16 protein-coding genes are annotated in these 16,901 nt (G+C 69.3%); 11 read left to right on the forward strand and 5 right to left on the reverse strand.

What is annotated here, in order from left to right; translation table 11 throughout:
• Positions 1-26 precede the first annotated feature (26 nt).
• Complete coding sequence (locus tag AB0H86_RS37225; protein ID WP_003998944.1) at positions 27-230, reverse strand: cold-shock protein; 204 nt, start codon at positions 228-230, stop codon at positions 27-29.
• Between the two features lie 289 nt (positions 231-519).
• On the opposite strand from AB0H86_RS37225, the gene AB0H86_RS37230 reads away from it, so the two are divergent.
• The 5 genes from AB0H86_RS37230 to AB0H86_RS37250 all read left to right on the forward strand — a co-directional run bounded on the left by AB0H86_RS37230 (position 520) and on the right by AB0H86_RS37250 (position 5,854).
• Positions 520-1,368, forward strand: a complete 849-nt coding sequence (locus tag AB0H86_RS37230) for a menaquinone biosynthesis protein (protein WP_362449302.1) — start codon at positions 520-522, stop codon at positions 1,366-1,368.
• 65 nt (positions 1,369-1,433) lie between these two features.
• The gene (locus AB0H86_RS37235) at positions 1,434-3,221 is read left to right on the forward strand and encodes a protein kinase (RefSeq protein WP_362449304.1); all 1,788 of its coding nucleotides are present in this window, start codon (positions 1,434-1,436) and stop codon (positions 3,219-3,221) included.
• Between the two features lie 154 nt (positions 3,222-3,375).
• Positions 3,376-4,116, forward strand: coding sequence for a prepilin peptidase (locus tag AB0H86_RS37240; RefSeq protein ID WP_362449306.1), 741 nt, complete (start codon positions 3,376-3,378; stop codon positions 4,114-4,116).
• Between the two features lie 71 nt (positions 4,117-4,187).
• Positions 4,188-5,387: a cyclic dehypoxanthinyl futalosine synthase gene (mqnC, locus tag AB0H86_RS37245; protein ID WP_362449308.1), complete on the forward strand. Its 1,200-nt coding sequence runs from the start codon at positions 4,188-4,190 to the stop codon at positions 5,385-5,387.
• Positions 5,388-5,404: 17 nt separating this feature from the next.
• The gene (locus AB0H86_RS37250) at positions 5,405-5,854 is read left to right on the forward strand and encodes a hypothetical protein (RefSeq protein ID WP_362449310.1); all 450 of its coding nucleotides are present in this window, start codon (positions 5,405-5,407) and stop codon (positions 5,852-5,854) included.
• 42 nt (positions 5,855-5,896) lie between these two features.
• Here AB0H86_RS37250 and AB0H86_RS37255 read toward each other — a convergent pair whose 3' ends face one another.
• Positions 5,897-6,961 carry a chitinase gene (locus AB0H86_RS37255; RefSeq protein WP_362449312.1) on the reverse strand — a complete coding sequence of 355 codons (1,065 nt, stop codon included), beginning with the start codon at positions 6,959-6,961 and terminating at the stop codon, positions 5,897-5,899.
• 307 nt (positions 6,962-7,268) lie between these two features.
• Here AB0H86_RS37255 and AB0H86_RS37260 point away from each other — a divergent pair, with 307 nt between their 5' ends.
• From AB0H86_RS37260 to AB0H86_RS37275, 4 genes are read left to right on the forward strand one after another with little or no spacing between them, the layout of a single operon-like run.
• Positions 7,269-7,682, forward strand: a complete 414-nt coding sequence (locus AB0H86_RS37260; protein WP_362449314.1) for a hypothetical protein — start codon at positions 7,269-7,271, stop codon at positions 7,680-7,682.
• Positions 7,683-7,700: 18 nt separating this feature from the next.
• Positions 7,701-10,058: a bifunctional polysaccharide deacetylase/glycosyltransferase family 2 protein gene (locus AB0H86_RS37265; RefSeq protein ID WP_362449315.1), complete on the forward strand. Its 2,358-nt coding sequence runs from the start codon at positions 7,701-7,703 to the stop codon at positions 10,056-10,058.
• Positions 10,058-11,464 (forward strand): acyltransferase, encoded by a 1,407-nt coding sequence (locus AB0H86_RS37270; protein ID WP_362449317.1) that lies wholly within the window; start codon positions 10,058-10,060, stop codon positions 11,462-11,464. Before AB0H86_RS37265 ends, AB0H86_RS37270 begins: the two co-directional genes overlap by 1 nt.
• A gap of 36 nt (positions 11,465-11,500) precedes the next feature.
• A complete protein-coding gene (locus AB0H86_RS37275; protein ID WP_362449319.1) occupies positions 11,501-12,202 on the forward strand; it encodes a demethylmenaquinone methyltransferase in 702 nt (233 codons plus the stop codon).
• Between the two features lie 116 nt (positions 12,203-12,318).
• On the opposite strand, the gene AB0H86_RS37280 is transcribed toward AB0H86_RS37275, so the two are convergent.
• Positions 12,319-12,675, reverse strand: a complete 357-nt coding sequence (locus tag AB0H86_RS37280) for a PASTA domain-containing protein (RefSeq protein ID WP_362449321.1) — start codon at positions 12,673-12,675, stop codon at positions 12,319-12,321.
• A gap of 107 nt (positions 12,676-12,782) precedes the next feature.
• Positions 12,783-13,316, reverse strand: coding sequence for a GNAT family N-acetyltransferase (locus AB0H86_RS37285; protein ID WP_362449323.1), 534 nt, complete (start codon positions 13,314-13,316; stop codon positions 12,783-12,785).
• Between the two features lie 70 nt (positions 13,317-13,386).
• Here AB0H86_RS37285 and AB0H86_RS37290 point away from each other — a divergent pair, with 70 nt between their 5' ends.
• Entirely contained in the window at positions 13,387-14,670 is a 1,284-nt protein-coding gene (locus AB0H86_RS37290; protein WP_362449325.1) for a geranylgeranyl reductase family protein, read from the forward strand.
• Between the two features lie 282 nt (positions 14,671-14,952).
• Here AB0H86_RS37290 and AB0H86_RS37295 read toward each other — a convergent pair whose 3' ends face one another.
• Positions 14,953-15,774: an NlpC/P60 family protein gene (locus AB0H86_RS37295; RefSeq protein ID WP_362449327.1), complete on the reverse strand. Its 822-nt coding sequence runs from the start codon at positions 15,772-15,774 to the stop codon at positions 14,953-14,955.
• Positions 15,775-16,540: 766 nt separating this feature from the next.
• On the opposite strand from AB0H86_RS37295, the gene AB0H86_RS37300 reads away from it, so the two are divergent.
• Positions 16,541-16,900: an NADH-quinone oxidoreductase subunit A gene (locus AB0H86_RS37300; RefSeq protein ID WP_007383963.1), complete on the forward strand. Its 360-nt coding sequence runs from the start codon at positions 16,541-16,543 to the stop codon at positions 16,898-16,900.
• The last annotated feature ends 1 nt before the right edge of the window (position 16,901 follow it).

Raw genomic sequence — 16,901 nt, forward strand, 5'->3', positions numbered from 1 at the left:
CGGATCAGAGCTTTGGGCTCATGAACTCAGACAGGGGTGACATTCTCCGCCTGCGGACCCTTCGGGCCCTGCGTGACGTCGAAGGAAACCGCCTGGTTCTCCTCCAGCGAACGGAAGCCGCTCGCGTTGATCGCGGAGTAGTGGACGAAGACGTCGGGGCCGCCGCCTTCCTGGGCGATGAATCCAAAGCCCTTTTCGGCGTTGAACCACTTCACGGTTCCGGTAGCCATAAGCCCTCCTTGGGCCCAAAGGGTTGCCCTGCTCCAGAACCCTGCAAGTGTGAAAACAAAAGATGCCGCACAACTGCATACGTCTGAAAACGACTAGAGCCCGCGGTCACATGCTCCGCAGGCTCTGTACTGCAAGGGAAACCAAACTGCAACTTGCGGCGAGCCTAGCACGCGGGCAGCCGAAAGCAATAGAGGCCAAGATCACGTCACCCGAATGTTTGAAGATCTTTTTGAGGTTGACCTCGGGGGTGGAGTCCGGAGCGTACCCCAGTAGGGCTAGTCTCGCGATGTGGACATTCCTCGCACCCGGCCGCGTGTCGGTCACATCCAGTTCCTCAACTGCCTTCCCCTGTACTGGGGACTCGCGAGAACCGGCACGCTGCTCGACTTCGAGCTGACCAAGGACACCCCGGAGAAGCTCAGCGAGCGGCTGGTGCGGGGGGACCTCGACATCGGCCCCATCACCCTCGTCGAGTTCCTCAAGAACGCGGACGACCTGGTCGCCTTCCCGGACATCGCCGTGGGGTGCGACGGCCCGGTGATGTCCTGCGTGATCGTCTCGAAGGTTCCGCTGGACGAGTTGGACGGCGCCCGTGTCGCCCTCGGCTCGACCTCGCGCACCTCCGTCCGGCTCGCCCAGCTGCTGCTGGCCGACCGGTACGGCGTCGAGCCCGAGTACTACACATGCCCGCCCGACCTGAGCCTGATGATGCAGGAGGCCGAGGCCGCCGTACTCATCGGAGACGCGGCGCTGCGGGCCAACCTGCTCGACGGGCCGAAGTTCGGGCTGGAGGTCCACGACCTGGGCGTGCTGTGGAAGGAGTGGACCGGGCTGCCCTTCGTCTTCGCCGTGTGGGCGGCCCGCCGCGACTACCTGGAGCGCGAGCCCGTCATCACCCGCCAGGTCCACGAGGCATTCCTCGACTCCCGCAACCTCTCCCTCGAGGAGGTCGCCAAGGTCGCCGAGCAGGCGGCCCGCTGGGAGGCCTTCGACGAGCGGACCCTGGAGCGGTACTTCACCACCCTCGACTTCCGCTTCGGTGACCCCCAGCTGAAGGCGGTCGCGGAGTTCGCCCGCCGCGTCGGACCCACCACCGGCTTCCCGGCGGACGTGAAGGTCGATCTGCTGGAGCCGTGATCCCGGGCCCACCGCCGCACTACGCTGCTCGCTAGCACGTGGGGGAGCGCGGGGGAGGGGACGCCATGCAGCCGCTCGGGGTCGATGAACCCACCGCCGTGGGGCCCTACCGGCTGCTCGGCCGGCTCGGCTCCGGCGGCATGGGCCGGGTCTACCTCGGCCGCAGCGCCGGAGGCCGCACGGTCGCGGTCAAGCTCGTGCACCCGCACTTCGCGCTGGACGAGGAGTTCCGCGCCCGCTTCCGCCGCGAGGTCGAGGCCGCCCGGCGGGTCGGCGGCGCCTGGACCGCGCCGGTCCTGGACGCGGACCCGGACGCGGCGGTGCCGTGGGTGGCCACGGGGTACGCGGCGGGTCCGTCCCTGTCGGCCGCGGTCACGGACGGCGGCCCGTTGCCCGCCCACACCGTACGGGCGCTGGGCGCGGGCCTCGCGGAAGCGCTGGCCGCGGTGCACGAACTGGGGTTGGTGCACCGGGACGTGAAGCCGTCGAACGTACTCCTGACCCTCGACGGGCCCCTGCTGATCGACTTCGGTATCGCGCGGGCCACGGACACAACGGCCTCCCTCACCTCCACGGGCGTCTCCATCGGCTCACCCGGCTACATGTCCCCGGAGCAGATCCTGGGCGAGGGCGCGACCGGGGCGGCGGACGTCTTCTCGCTGGGCGCGGTGCTCACCTACGCGGCGACCGGCACGGCACCCTTCCCCGGCGACTCCTCCGCCGCCCTCCTCTACAAGGTCGTCCACGAGGAACCCGAACTCGGCACGCTCGACGGGGATCTGCGTGAACTGGTGGCGGCCTGCCTGGTCAAGGATCCGGGTGCGCGGCCCACTCCCGGCGAGGTGGCCCGGCGACTGGCGCCTCAGGGCGCGGCCCGGCTGGTGGCGGGCGGGTGGCTCCCGGGGGCGCTGGTGGAACAGGTGAGCAGAAGCGCCGTGTCGCTGCTGAACCTGGACGCCGGGCCGGCCGAGCGGGAGGCTCCCTCGGGTCCGGTGGGGTTCAGCAGCCCCTCGGTGGGGGCGGCCGGAGAGGGGCGGTTCGGGCCGCCGCCGGTGATGCCGCCGGTGCTGGAAGGGACGAGTGGGGCGGGGGTGTCGAGTTCGGCGACTCCCCAGGTCCCGCCGGCACCCGTCCCCGAGCCCCGTGACGCGCGGCCCGACCTCCGACCGCAGGGCACGGCATCCCCCTCTGACCCCTCCCGCCCCTCTGACACCCCCTCTGACGCCCCCTCTGGCCCTCGTGGCCCCGGCAGACTCTCCGTCTCCGTCTCGGCGACCTCGGAGGCCGGGTCCGGTGAGCGGGGGCGGCGGTTGAGCTGCACGGTGGCGCTGGCCGTCGCGGGCGCGATGGCGGCGGTGACGGTGGGCTCGGTGTTCCTGTTCGACCTGCTGCCGGGCAAGGACCATGACGACGCGAGCGGTTCCGACTCCGACAGCGCGTACTCACCGGCGCCGAGCGCCTCGAAGAGCTCGGGCCAGGACACGGCCACGGCCGGTCCGGCCGCCGTTCCCGCCGCCTACCTCGGCACCTGGGAGGGCCAGGCCGTCGCCCTTGACGGCACGCTGTCCATGGGCACCTTCCGGCTGACCGTCCACCGGGCCGATGTCGGCGAGGAGTTGGGCACCCTCCGGCACACGGACGTGCTCGGCGGTGTCTGCGACGACGTCCTCACCGTGAAGAAGGTGACGAGCAAACAGGTCGTCGCGGCCGCCGTCGGAGCCGGGTCGAACCGGGCGGTGTGCAACCAGGCCGCCCACACCGTCCGCATCACGCCGGTCGGTGACGATCTCGACTACCAGTCCGACAGTGAGGGGTCGGGGCGGCCCGAGGCCCGGCTGTCGAAGGTCGGTTAGCGGGCGGGGGCGCGTGTGCCGACGCGGGGGCGCGTACCCCCGTGAGAGTGCGTGCCGCCGTGAGGGTGCGTACCGCTGTGGCGGGGTGCGTACCGCCGCGATGGACGTGTGCGGTCGCGATCGATGCGTGCGGTCGCGGTGGGATGATCGGCCGATGACCGGCTTGCTGATCGCCGTCGCGGCACTGTGGGGCGCGGCCACCGGAGTGCTGGTGCCGCGCGCCGCCTACCGCTTCTCCGTCCCGGAGGAGGAGAACTGGCGGGAGCGCTGCCCCGGCGGGCATCCGTTCGGCGGGCCGGCCCGTGGGTGGCTCGGCCCGGCGCGGTGCGGGCACTGCACGCCGACGCGCGCGTACGGTCCCAGCACCCCCCTCGTCTGTCTCGTCACCGCCCTCCTCTGCGCCGGCCTCGCCGCCGCCACCGACACCCGGCCCGAGGTCGTCGTCTGGCTGCTGTCGGCGCCCGTGTGGGTGCTGCTCGCCGCCGTCGACCTGCGGGTGCGTCGGCTGCCCGACGTGCTGACCCTGCCGCTCGCCGCCGCGACCCTCGCCCTCCTCGGGGTGGTCACGGCGGTGCCCGAGCACACCGGGCACTGGCCGACCGCCGCCCTGGGCGCCCTCGCGCTCGGCGCCGGATACCTCGTGCTGTGGCTCGTCAACCCCGGCGGCATGGGCTTCGGCGATGTGAAGCTGGCGCTCGGCACCGGCGCCGCGCTGGGCTGGTACGGCTGGGGGACCGTGCTGCTCGGCACCTTCGCCGGGTTCCTGCTCGGGGCGCTGTACGGCGGTGCCCTCGTCGTCGCCAGGCGCGCGGGGCGCAAGACGGCGATCCCGTTCGGGCCGTTCCTGATCGCGGGGACGTATCTCGGGCTGCTGATCGGCGCGTACGCGGCCTGACGTCCGTCGCGCGAAACGGCTGGCGTACGCTGGTTCGGTCTGTCCACAACCCTTGACGAAAGGGACACCCGGTGCCCGAGAAGGCCGACCTTCAGTCCGTCCTCGACCGTGCCGCCGAGGGTGGGCGGATCACCCCGGAGGAGGCGCTCGACCTCTACCGCGACGCCCCGCTGCACGCGCTCGGCGCCGCCGCCGACGCCGTACGCCGCCGTAGGTACGCGGGTACCGAGCACATCGCCACGTACATCATCGAACGCAACATCAACTACACCAACGTGTGCGTCACGGCGTGCAAGTTCTGCGCGTTCTACGCGGCCCCGAAGGACACCGCCAAGGGCTGGACCCGCGACCTGGACGACATCCTGCGCCGGTGCGAGGAGACCGTCGAACTCGGCGGGACGCAGATCATGTTCCAGGGCGGCCACCACCCGGACTACGGCGTCGAGTACTACGAGAAGCACTTCTCCGCCATCAAGAAGGCCTTCCCGCAGCTGGTCATCCACAGCCTGGGGGCCAGCGAGGTCGAGCACATGGCCCGGATCTCCGGGGTGTCGGCCGAGGAGGCCATCACCCGGATCCACGAGGCCGGTCTCGACTCCTTCGCCGGTGCCGGCGCGGAACTACTCCCGGAGCGGCCCCGCAAGGCCATCGCCCCGCTCAAGGAGTCCGGCGAGCGCTGGCTGGAGATCATGGAGGCCGCGCACCGGCTGGGTGTGGAGTCCACCTCCACCATGCTCATGGGCACGGGTGAGACCAACGCGGAGCGCATCGAACACCTGCGGATGATCCGTGACGTGCAGGACCGCACCGGCGGCTTCCGCGCCTTCATCCCGTACACCTACCAGCCCGAGAACAACCACCTGAAGGGCCGCACGCAGGCCACGCTCTTCGAGTACCTGCGGATGATCGCCATCGCGCGGCTGTTCATGGACAACATCGCCCACATCCAGGGCTCGTGGCTGACCACCGGCAAGGAGGTCGGCCAACTGTCGCTGCACTACGGCGCGGACGACCTCGGCTCGATCATGCTGGAGGAGAACGTCGTCTCCTCCGCCGGCGCCAAGCACCGCTCCAACCGGATGGAGATCATCGACCTCATCCGCAAGGCGGGACGGGTCCCGGCCCAGCGGGCGACGACGTACGAGCACCTCGTCGTGCACGACGACCCGGCGAACGACCCCGTCGACGAGCGGGTCATGTCGCACATCTCGTCCACGGCGATCGAGGGCGGCACGGCTCATCCCGAGCTGAAGCTGCTCGCGTCCAACTGAGCTGATCCGAGCCCGAGTTGGAGACTATTCACGCGGCTGACGAGGTCCGGTGGGCCTGGGACGGCACGGAGCCGGTCAAGGACGGTGCCGTGGCGGTCGAGGGCAGCCGGGTCGCCGCCGTGGGCACGCTGGCGGAGCTGCGGGAGCGGTTTCCGGGTGCTCGGGTGCGGCGCTGGCCCGGGGTGCTCGGGCCGGCGCGGGTTCATGAGGGCCCGCTCCCCGAGGCCCCGTCGCCACGCGAACGCGTCCACGCCGTGCTGAAGGCGGGCGCGGTGACGGTCCTGGAGGAGTACGTCGACTCGCCCGAACTCCGCGTCGCGGCCGACCGGAACGACGTCGTCGTACTCCCGCGCACCCAGCCGGCGGCGATCAGCGAGACCGGCCGCGCCGACCTGGCGGTCTTCGACGAGACCGGCGCCTGTATCGCGACGGTGTGCGCGGGACGTCTGGTCCACAGGCGTCGTTGACGCCTCGTCCGAACGACGCCGCGGAGATCCATCAGAAGGGCCCTAGCCCGCGAACGCCTTCGCGAACGCGCCCGAACTCTGTTCCACCCCGCTGCAGTTGGTCCTGGCGTCGTCGTCCCCGGTTTTCCCCTCCGCGCACTGCTGGTCGCGGAACGTCACCCACATGGACACCCACGCGACCTCGTTCTTCGCGGCGAACGTCCGTACCTGCGCCGCGTCGGAGAGGGTGAACGTCTCGCCGTCGACGTCGTTGACGCCGATCATCGAGGTGAGCGCCATGCCCCGCCAGGCGGCCGCGGACGCCAGCCCGAACACCTTCATCAGCTGGGTGTGGGAGGCCTTGGCGGAGGTGAGCGCGTAGTCGCCCATGTCGCCGTCGTAGGACTCGCCGTAGTTCATCGTCATGAGGTTGACGGTGGAGACCTGCACGTCGTGCTCGTTGGCCGACTCCAGCAGCGCCAGGCTGTCCGCGTCGAGGCCGGACGGCATCACCGGGAGCGTGAAGGTGACGCTGAGGTCGGCGCGGTCCTGCTGCAGGAGGGCGATCGCCTCGGAGCGCAGGTCCACCGAGTCGGAGTCGGTCAGTTCGTCGCCCTCGATGTCGAAGTCGGCCTGGGTGGAGCCGGCCGCGTCCAGCGCCTTGCCGTACGCGTCGGCCAGTTCGGACGCGCTGTCGCAGGTCGCCGCGAGTTCATCGCCGGAGGCCCCGCCGAAGGAGACCCGCACGCTGGCACCGTCCTCCTTCAGCCCCGCGATCCGGGACTTCACCGCGGCGGCGCCGATGGCGTCGTTGTCGTTCCACTTCGGCGTGCAGCCACTGCCGTCGGAGATCACGAAGGCCAGGTTGTACGTCTCGGGGGAGCCCGTGGAGTCGAGGTCCGAGGCGTCCGTCGCGCTGACGTACGGGGCGTAGGCGGTGGCCGACGACGCCCCCTCGCTCGGGGAAGTGCTCGGGGAAGTGCTCGGGGTCGCGCTCGGGGCCGTGCTCGTCTGCTCGGAGGCCTCGGGTGCCGCGTCCGATGCGCCGTCGGACTCCGCGGAGCAGCCCGCGGTGGTCAGCGCTAACAGGCAGGTGAGCCCGGCCGCCGGCTTCAGGAGACTCCGCATTGCGTATCCACCCGCTCTCGTGACTTCTGTCTCAGGACGGAAACAACGAGCGTTTCCGGAGTGGAAATGTCTCACACGCGGCTGGGCTTCGCTCGAACAGCAAACACACGGGCACTTCACGGGCGGACATGGTCAAAAGGTGCACCGTGGATGTGCGATTCGGGCATTCGACTCCTTTCCCTCCGTGCGGAGTTGTGCAGGCTTTCTGGGAAACTCTCAGGAAAGGGACAGGTTGACGATTTTCTCATGGGCGGCTCACAAGAAAGTCAGAGTTAAGGCCAAGTGAAGGTTCCCTAATATCCGGAGAATGCATTCTGAGCCTGCCATCGAAAACCGCGCCGCCGCCGCTGGGCGCGGGCGCCGTCGTAAACGCGGCAACGAGTCCGCCGAGGGACCCGTGTTCGTTGACAACTCCGGGCGCCGCTCCAAGCTGCTGCGCCGGATCGGCATCCTGGTCGGTGTCGTCTGCCTCGGGTACGCGGTCGTGCTCAGCATGGCGTTCATGGGCATCGGCACCTCGATGAACCCGTCCTCGCTGGTGCCGTTCGGCGGTGGCCGAGCCGGTTTCCAGAACTCCGGCCCCGGCGGCGCCGAGCCGCAGGGCGGTATCGGCACCCCGCCCGCGAGGCCCACCGGCACCCCGCCCACGGGCGCCGCCACCGGCGCCCCGCCCAGCTCCGCCCCGACCGTGTCGGCGTCCGTCGCCGCGACCGACGACTGACCGGAACGCAGGCACCACATGACGATGACACCTTCACGCGGCCGTCGGCGCGCCCCCACCCGGATGGAACGGGCGGCGGGCAAGGCCGCGGCACTGCAGAAACCGAGGATCATCCTCGCCCTGCTGCTCCTGCTCGGCCTGACCAGCATCATGCTGCTGGACGGCTATCTGCGCGCCGAGGTCGGCGGCGACCAGCGCGTGCGCGACGGAGCCAGCTCGGACGAGGTCCCCGACAAGATCCTCAACGGCGGGCCGATCATCTCCTTCCGGGGCGGCCAGGCCACCACCATCTCCGTCCCGAAGAAGACGATCGCCCTCACCTTCGACGACGGCCCCAACCCGACGTACACGCCCGACGTCCTGAAGATCCTGCAGAAGTACGACGTCCCCGCCACGTTCTTCCTGGTCGGGTCGATGGTCTCGCGCTACCCGGGCATCGTGGACGACATGGTCGAGCAGGGCAACGAGGTGGGCATCCACACCTTCACCCACGTCGACCTCTCCTACCAGAGCGAGGCCCGCGTCCGGCGCGAGATGCAGCAGACGCAGCTCGCGCTGGCGGGTGCGGCCGGCATCACGACCACGTTGTTCCGGGCGCCGTACTCCTCGAAGACGGACGCCATCGACAACTACAGCTGGCCCGTCTACAAGGAGCTCGGCGCCGACGGCTACACCAGCGTCTTCGTCGACACCGACAGCGACGACTGGAAGAAGCCGGGCGTCTCGAAGATCGTCCAGTGGGCCACGCCGAAGGGGACCACGGGCGCGTCGGTCCTGATGCACGACGCGGGCGGCGACCGCGAGCAGACGGTCGAGGCGCTGCCGAAGTACATCGAGACGATGCAGGCGAAGGGGTACACCTTCACCACCGTCAGCGGTGTCATCGAGGAGCAGAACGCGAGCGAGCGGGGGGCGTCCGGGGCGACCGGCAGTGCGCAGTCCGGGGCGACCGGTGGCGTGCAGCCCGGGGCGACCGGTGCCGAGCAGCAGCCCGGCGCGGGCGGCGGCGAACAGCTCACGGGCGGGCCGAACGGCGGGACGGGGAACCAGGGTTCGACCGTGTCCCGTCTCCAGGCCGCGCACCGCGAGGCCACCGGCGCGACCCTCTACGAGGGCAAGGCCCTCGTCATGGCCGTCGCCGTCGCCGAGCTGGCCGTTCCGACACTCTCGGTCGCACTGATCGTCGTGGGCGTGGCCGTCATGGGCCGGTTCGGCATGATGCTGATCCTCGCCCGCCGGCACTACGTGCAGCGCAACAAACGCCGGTTCAGCTGGGGACCACCGATCACCCGGCCGGTGAGCGTGATCGTCCCGGCGTACAACGAGAAGGAGTGCATCGCCAACACCCTCAAGTCGCTGGCGCAGAGCACCCATCCGATCGAGGTCATCGTCGTGGACGACGGCTCCAGCGACGGTACCTCCGAGATCGCGCGCAGTGCGGCCGAGTCCCTCGGCATGACGAACGTCCGGGTCATCCGCCAGGAGAACGCGGGCAAGCCCGCCGCCCTCAACAACGGGGTACGCAGCGCCAGTTACGACATCGTCGTGATGATGGACGGCGACACGGTCTTCGAGGCGGACACCGTACGACAGCTCGTGCAGCCGTTCGCCGACCCCGAGGTCGGCGCGGTCGCCGGAAACGCCAAGGTCGGCAACCGCGACACCGTCATCGGCGCCTGGCAGCACATCGAGTACGTGATGGGCTTCAACCTCGACCGCCGCATGTACGACCTGCTGCGCTGCATGCCGACCATCCCCGGTGCGATCGGCGCGTTCCGCCGCGAGGCGGTCCTCCAGGTCGGCGGGATGAGCGAGGACACCCTCGCCGAGGACACCGACATCACCATCGCCATGCACCGCGAGGGCTGGCGGGTCGTCTACCAGGAGCACGCCCGCGCCTGGACCGAGGCCCCGGGTTCCCTGAAGCAGCTGTGGTCGCAGCGCTACCGCTGGTCCTACGGCACCATGCAGGCGCTCTGGAAGCACCGCAAGTCCCTCACGGACAAGGGCCCTTCGGGACGCTTCGGCCGGGTCGGCATGCCGCTGGTGGTCATCTTCCAGATCGTCACGCCGGTCTTCGCCCCGCTCATCGACGTGTTCACCGCCTACTCGATGATCTTCATCGACTTCCAGGCCGCACTGCTGGCGTGGTTCGCGGTGCTGGCGATCCAACTCGTGTGCGCGGCGTACGCCTTCCGCCTCGACCGCGAGAAGTACCGCTACCTGCTGATGATGCCCCTGCAACAACTGGCCTACCGCCAGATGATGTACCTCGTCCTCATCCACTCCTCCATCACCGCCCTCACCGGCGGCCGCCTGCGCTGGCAGAAACTGAAGCGGACCGGCGAGGTCGGCACTCCGGCGGGGGCGAGCTGATGAGCTGGGGGGAGGAGCAGCAGGGATACCCGCAAGGGCATCCGCAGAGTTATCCGCAAGGGCATCCGCAGGGGTCTGGCTATGGGTACGGGCAGCAGCCCGACCACGGGTACGAGGGGTACGGGGGTCACGACCAGCAGCAGTACGCCCAACAGCCGTATGCGCCGCAGCAGCCGTACCCGCAACAGCCGTACCCCCAACAGCCGTATCCGCAGCAGTACATGGACTACGGGCAGGTGGAGCCGACGCCCGACGTGACGGCGGCGCTGCCCGTGCTGGAGGAGCCGAGGCCGGAACCGGTGCCGGGGGTGGCGCCGGAGGCCGAGGCTGCCGTCGGGGCGGAGGAGGAGAAGCCTCCGCCACCGGCGAAACCCGCCGGCCGCGACCGCTACTTCGACACCCTCAGGGCCGTCGCCCTCATCCGTGTCGTCACCTACCACACCTTCGGCTGGGCCTGGGCCGGACTGGTCTTCCCCTCCATGGGGATCATGTTCGGCCTGGCCGGCACCCTGATGGCGAAGTCCCTGGAACGGCCCGCGCTCAAGGTGGTGAGGAGCCGGCTGCGCCGCCTCCTGCCCCCGTTCTGGTTCTGGGGCCTGTTCGTGGTCGTGGCGATGCTGGTCCACGACTGGATGCCGGGCTGGCAGATCGTCTACTGGATCGTCCCGCTCGGCGACCCCCCGGGCAACGCGTGGGGCGAGCAGGCCTGGGAGATCCTCTGGTACCTGCGGACGTATCTCTGGTTCGTGCTCCTGTCCCCGCTCCTGCTGAAGGTGTTCCGACTCGCCCCCGTTCCCGTGCTGTTCGGGTCCCTCACCCCGATCCTGGCCCTGAACTTCGTCTGGTCCGGCCCGGACAACCGGGTCGGCAGCGCGATGTGGGACCTGTCGACGTACCTGTTCTGCTGGATCCTCGGCTTCGCCCACCGCGACGGTGTGCTGCAGCGGCTGAAGCCGGCCGTGGTGGTCCTGCTGTCACTCGCCGCACTCGGTTACGGCGGCTGGTACGCCTACTCCCACCAGGCCGAGTTCGGCACCTACGACCTGGATGAGATTCCGCTCGCGCAGGCCTTCTGGTCGGCCGGTTTCGTCATGCTCCTGATGTGGGCCAAGGCCCGGTTCCGGATCGACTTCGCCGGACTGACCCGCTTCCGCCGCCTGGACCGGATCGTGACGGTCTTCAACGCCCGTGCCGTGACGATCTACCTCTGGCACGAGCTCGCGCTGATCCTGGCGGTCCCGCTGATCGACCAGTTCTGGAAGGTGCCCGCGTTCGAGACGTATCTGCCGCTGGAGAGCCAGTGGTTCATGTTCGGCGTCGGCTGGGTCCTGATCGCCGGTTTCATCCTGCTGTGCGGGTGGGTGGAGGACGTGGCCGCGAAGAAGAAGCCGCGGTTCCTCCCCTGAGTGGGCGCGGGGGGACGTACTGCAACAATGGCCCACGTGACCCGCGCCTCCCTGAACAAGCAGCCGCACGAAGTCGCCTCGATGTTCGACGACGTGGCGGAACGGTACGACCTGACCAACGACGTGCTGTCGCTCGGCCAGGACCGGGTGTGGCGCAAGGAGGTCGCCAAGGCCGTCGACGCCCGCCCCGCGCAGAAGGTCCTGGACCTGGCCGCCGGTACGGCCACGTCGTCCCTGCCCTTCGCCCGCACCGGCGCGTACGTCGTCCCCTGCGACTTCTCCCTCGGCATGCTCCAGGTCGGCAAGCGCAAGCACACCTGGCTGCCGTTCACCGCGGGCGACGCGACGAGGCTGCCCTTCAAGGACGACACCTTCGACGCCGTCACCATCTCCTTCGGGCTGCGCAACGTGCAGGACACGGACACCGCGCTGCGGGAGATGTACCGGGTGACCAAGCCCGGCGGCCGGGTCGTGATCTGTGAGTTCTCCCATCCGGCCTGGGCGCCGTTCCGCACGGTGTACACCGAGTACCTGATGCGTGCACTGCCCCCGGTGGCCCGTGCCGTCTCCTCGAACCCCGACGCGTACGTCTACCTCGCCGAGTCCATCCGCGCCTGGCCCGACCAGCCCGCACTGGCCGAGCGGCTGCGCAAGGCCGGCTGGTCGAAGGTGGCCTGGCGCAACCTGACCGGCGGGATCGTGGCCCTGCACCGGGGGTACAAGACCGACGGGCAGTAGGCCTGTGGCGCGGTAGTGCGGTGGGGCGGTAGGCCGGTCGGGCGGTAGGCCGGTGGGGCAGTAGGCCGGTGGGGCAGTAGGCCGGTGGGGCAGCAGGGCGGCTTCGAGACCGGCGGTCAGTACGGCGAGCCGAAACCGGCCACGGTGGCGAAGAGGCCGCCCGGTTCATCGAGCTCGCGCTGCATACCGCCGCCGCCCGGCCGGGGCAGGCGTGGCTCGTGGACGCCCGCGCCTCCGCCGCCGTCGCCCTCGCCGAACTCGAACCAGACGGTGACCACGGCCCCGCGCGGCACCTCGACACCAGGTGGCGGATATTGCCGTACGACGTAGTCGACGACGGTGCGAGGGAAGTCGGGGCGGTCGGGCGCGGCGAGCAGCACGCCGCCTGTCGCGGCCGCCTCACGCGCGTCCATGGCCATCAGACCGACCAGCTTCGGCACTCGTACATCAGACGGTTTGGGTGTTATTCGCACGGATGTCACCCCCAGCGGTACAGGCAGGGTAACCCCGGCCCGGTACCGCCCGGAAGCGCCAAGTTTCTTTCTGTAGCAGTCGATTACTCTCGGTGAGATGGCGTGTGCTACAGCTTCAGGCGGTAGCAGTGCCCCTCCTGGCGGGTGGTCGGCGTCATGAAGACCTCGGCGAGGCTCATGCCCAGGCGCCGGGTCACCGCGATGGAGCGCGCGTTGTCGGCCATCACCATCGCCACCACACTCGGCACGCCCGCCGCCCGTACCCGCTCCACCGTCATCCGCGCCGCCGCGGTGGCGTACCCCTGGCCCCAGTGCTCCCGTCCGAGCCGCCAGCCGATCTCGATCTCGCCGGCGGGGCCCCACTCACGCTCCCAAGGCTGGGCTCCGGTGAAGCCGATGACCTGCCCGGACTCGTCGAGCATCGTCCACAGGCAGTAGCCCCGCTCGGCGTCGTGCCGGCGCTGGCGCGCGGTGAGCTCCTCATAGACCGAGAGCTCCGCGATCTTGCCGCCGTGGAACTCCATGACGTCCGGGTGGGCGAAGGTCCGGTGCCAGGCCACGGCGTCCTCGTCGGTGGGGACACGCAGCCGTACTACAGGGAGAGCTCGGTTCACTGGGCAGCCCTTCAGCCGGGTGATCAATTCTGCTGAATAGACTGCCCATGTCCAGTGCCGGTCGGCACGTAGATTCAGAACTTGGGGAGATCCCGCCGTGACCGAGCCCCTCTCCGAAAACACCGCCGATGTGATCGTCGTCGGCGCGGGGCCAGCCGGCTCCACCACCGCGTACCACCTCGCCAAGGCCGGACTCGACGTGCTTCTGCTGGAGAAGACCGAGTTCCCGCGCGAGAAGGTCTGCGGCGACGGCCTCACCCCGCGCGCCACCAAGCAGCTCGTGGCCATGGGCATCGACATCTCCGAGGAGGCCGGCTGGCTGCGCAACAAGGGCCTCAGGATCATCGGCGGGGGCGTGCGGTTGCAGCTCGACTGGCCGGATCTCGCCTCCTTCCCGGACTACGGCCTCGTCCGCAAGCGTGACGACTTCGACGAGCAACTGGCGCGCCAGGCACAGAAGGCGGGCGCGCGGCTGTACGAGCGCTGCAACGTGGGAGCGCCGATCCTCGACGACCGCACGGGCCGTATCACCGGCGTGCACGCCAAGCTCGGCGACGAGAAGCGCGAGGTCACCTTCCGAGCCCCGCTGGTCGTCGCCGCCGACGGCAACTCCACCCGGCTGTCCCTCGCGATGGGCCTGCACCGTCGCGAGGACCGTCCGATGGGCGTCGCGGTGCGTACGTACTTCACGTCGCCCCGCCACGAGGACGACTACCTGGAGTCCTGGCTGGAACTGTGGGACCGCCGGGGTGCCGAGGACCGCCTCCTGCCCGGCTACGGCTGGATCTTCGGCATGGGCGACGGCACGTCGAACGTCGGCCTGGGCGTCCTGAACACCTCCAACTCCTTCAAGGAGCTGGACTGGCGCGAGGTCCTGAAGGCCTGGTGCGCGTCGATGCCGGAGGACTGGGGCTACACCCCGGACAACATGACCGGGCCCATTCGCGGGGCCGCGCTCCCCATGGCCTTCAACCGCCAGCCCCACTACACCAAGGGCCTGTTGCTGGTCGGCGACGCCGGCGGTTTGGTGAACCCCTTCAACGGCGAAGGCATCGCCTACGCCATGGAGTCCGGCCAGATCGCCGCCGACGTCATCGTCCAGGCCCACGCCCGCTCCACCCCCGCGGGACGTGAACTGGCCCTCCAGCGCTACCCGCGCGTCCTCAAGGACACCTACGGCGGCTACTACACACTGGGCCGCGCCTTCGTGAAGCTCATCGGCAACCCGAAGGTCATGAAGATCGCGACGCAGCGCGGCCTGACCCACCCTCTGCTGATGAAGTTCACCCTCAAGATGCTCGCCAACCTCACCGACCCCACGGGCGGCGACGCGATGGACCGCATCATCAACGGGCTGAGCAAGGTGGCCCCGAAGGCGTGATCAGTCGCTGAGGGTGCGGATCAGTCGCTGAGGGCGCGACCAGTCGCTGAGCGCGGCTGTCCTGGCGGACCGGCGTGCGAAGTCCAACGCCCGCCGGTCCGCGCGACGGGCACCCTCTACTTCTTCCTGGCGGGCGACTGCGCGCGCCACAGGCTCGGTCTGCCCGACCGACACCTTCGACGGTTCGACCGACAGCCCTCGGACGATCTTTGGGCACGACGGAGGGGGCCGCAGCCCCCGAGCGGCTGCGGCCCCCTCCGTACGACTGTGCGTGCCCGGGTGTCAGAGCACCCGCACCGCGCCGGTCGGCGGGTCGTACGACAGCGGCTTCTCGGCGACACCCGTGGACGAGTTCTGTGCGCCGACGAACATGCCGTCACCGACGTACACCGCCACGTGGTACGCGCTGCCCGCGCTGCCCCAGTACAGGATGTCGCCCGGCTGCAGGTTGCTCAGCGAGACCTGGGTGCCGGCGGTCGACTGGTCCTGCGAGACACGCGGCAGGCTGATGCCGACCTGCTTGAAGGCGGACTGGACGAGTCCGGAGCAGTCGTAGGCGGACGAGCCGGTCGCGCCGGACACATACGCCTTGCCGACCTGAGCCTTCACGAAGGAGACGACCGCGGCGGCCGAACCGGTGGCCGTCGACGTGGACGGGGACGTGCTGACGGACGTGTCAGCGCTCGAGGAGGCGGACAGGGTGGTCCGCTCGCTGCTGCGGGTCGCGCGCTCGGCAGCGGCCTTGCGAGCGGCCTCCTCGGCGGCCTTCTTCTTGGCCGCGGCCTTCTGCTTCGCCTCAGCGAGGTCCGCCTTGGCCTGCTTCGCGGCCTTTGTGGCGGCCGCGTCACGCTCGGCCTGCAGTTGGTAGTTCGCCGCGGCCTGCTGTGTGGCGTCGGCGGACTGGGCGACCTGCGTGGACATGTCGGCGGTCAGGGTGGGCAGTTCAAGAGTCTGCGTCACCGGCTCGGCGGCGTTGGCCGCGCCGGACGCCCCGACGACTGCCAGGGTGCTGAGAACGCCACCGGCTACTCCGGCCCGCATCGCGTTTTTCGACGCGCTGCGGCGGGGTTTCCGGTGGCTGCGTATGTGAGCGGTGTGGGACATGAGAACAACCGGTATCAGGGGCTCCTCCATACCTTCAAGAAACGTGTGCTGCGCCACAGTTGTTCAATCGGACCTCTGAACGCCGGGCGTGTCGCTCTTTATTGACGCCGTAACGGACATTGCGGACGCAGGTGATCAAGCCTGTGATCATGACCTTTCGTCGTTACGTCCGGATTGCCCTCCGCCTACCATCTGTTGCAGTGAGTGGCCAACCCTGGTTCTTGTGTGGCTCTTGTGGATGTGGCGGAGGTCACGCAACGGTTACAAGAACGGCTGCGTCCCGGGGGAGATCACGGACCGATTGCGAGCGGGTCACAAGCGGACCCCGCTCGTGAACGCGTGCACGCATCCACACCCCCACGGCCCGCTCCTTCTGATGTGTGAATACGGCCCTCTATCAAGGCCTCACGTCCAGCACCAATTTGCATGCAAGGGAAGTCTCTTGATATGGAGACGCCCCGCCCATACGGCGCTGACTAGCGCAAATGTCACCTCTCGTGATCACTCGGACGCTTCGCGTGTGAAGATCACCGCTCATCCGACTTCATGATCCTTCGTCAGGTGGTGGAGATCACAAAGCTTGTCCAATACCCCGTGTCGCAGATCACAGAGTGGCAGGCATAGGATGCGAGGCAGTTGGGCTTGTGACCTGCTTCACATGTTCTCGATCTTCGCCGGGACGAGCGGGGTTCGTGGAACAGGTGAGGCGGATGTGGGTCCAACGCCATCGCCAGCAGTCAGTGCCGACTGAGAGGAGCGAGGAGCGGTGAACGCGTATGCGCCCATCCTCGTACTGGGAGCCCTCGGGGCAGGCTTTGCGATCTTCTCCGTGGTCATGGCCACGCTGATCGGTCCGAAGCGGTACAACCGGGCCAAGCTCGAGGCCTACGAGTGCGGGATCGAACCGACCCCCACGCCGGCCGGCGGCGGGCGTTTCCCGATCAAGTACTACCTGACGGCGATGCTCTTCATCGTCTTCGACATCGAGATCGTCTTCCTCTACCCCTGGGCCGTCACCTTCGACGCCCTGGGTGTCTTCGGGCTCGTGGAGATGCTGCTCTTCGTGCTCACCGTCTTCGTCGCCTACGCGTATGTATGGCGCCGCGGCGGCCTGGAATGGGACTGAG

This window comes from Streptomyces sp. NPDC050997 (assembly GCF_040660135.1).
Classification (GTDB): domain Bacteria; phylum Actinomycetota; class Actinomycetes; order Streptomycetales; family Streptomycetaceae; genus Streptomyces.

Bases quoted from the DNA above. Each gene is read 5' to 3' on its own strand.
- AB0H86_RS37225 (WP_003998944.1), bottom strand. From the start codon at position 230: ATGGCTACCGGAACCGTGAAGTGGTTCAACGCCGAAAAGGGCTTTGGA.
- AB0H86_RS37235 (WP_362449304.1), top strand. From the start codon at position 1,434: ATGCAGCCGCTCGGGGTCGATGAACCCACCGCCGTGGGGCCCTACCGG.
- AB0H86_RS37240 (WP_362449306.1), top strand. From the start codon at position 3,376: ATGACCGGCTTGCTGATCGCCGTCGCGGCACTGTGGGGCGCGGCCACC.
- AB0H86_RS37255 (WP_362449312.1), bottom strand. From the start codon at position 6,961: ATGCGGAGTCTCCTGAAGCCGGCGGCCGGGCTCACCTGCCTGTTAGCG.
- AB0H86_RS37260 (WP_362449314.1), top strand. From the start codon at position 7,269: ATGCATTCTGAGCCTGCCATCGAAAACCGCGCCGCCGCCGCTGGGCGC.
- AB0H86_RS37265 (WP_362449315.1), top strand. From the start codon at position 7,701: ATGACGATGACACCTTCACGCGGCCGTCGGCGCGCCCCCACCCGGATG.
- AB0H86_RS37270 (WP_362449317.1), top strand. From the start codon at position 10,058: ATGAGCTGGGGGGAGGAGCAGCAGGGATACCCGCAAGGGCATCCGCAG.
- AB0H86_RS37295 (WP_362449327.1), bottom strand. From the start codon at position 15,774: ATGTCCCACACCGCTCACATACGCAGCCACCGGAAACCCCGCCGCAGC.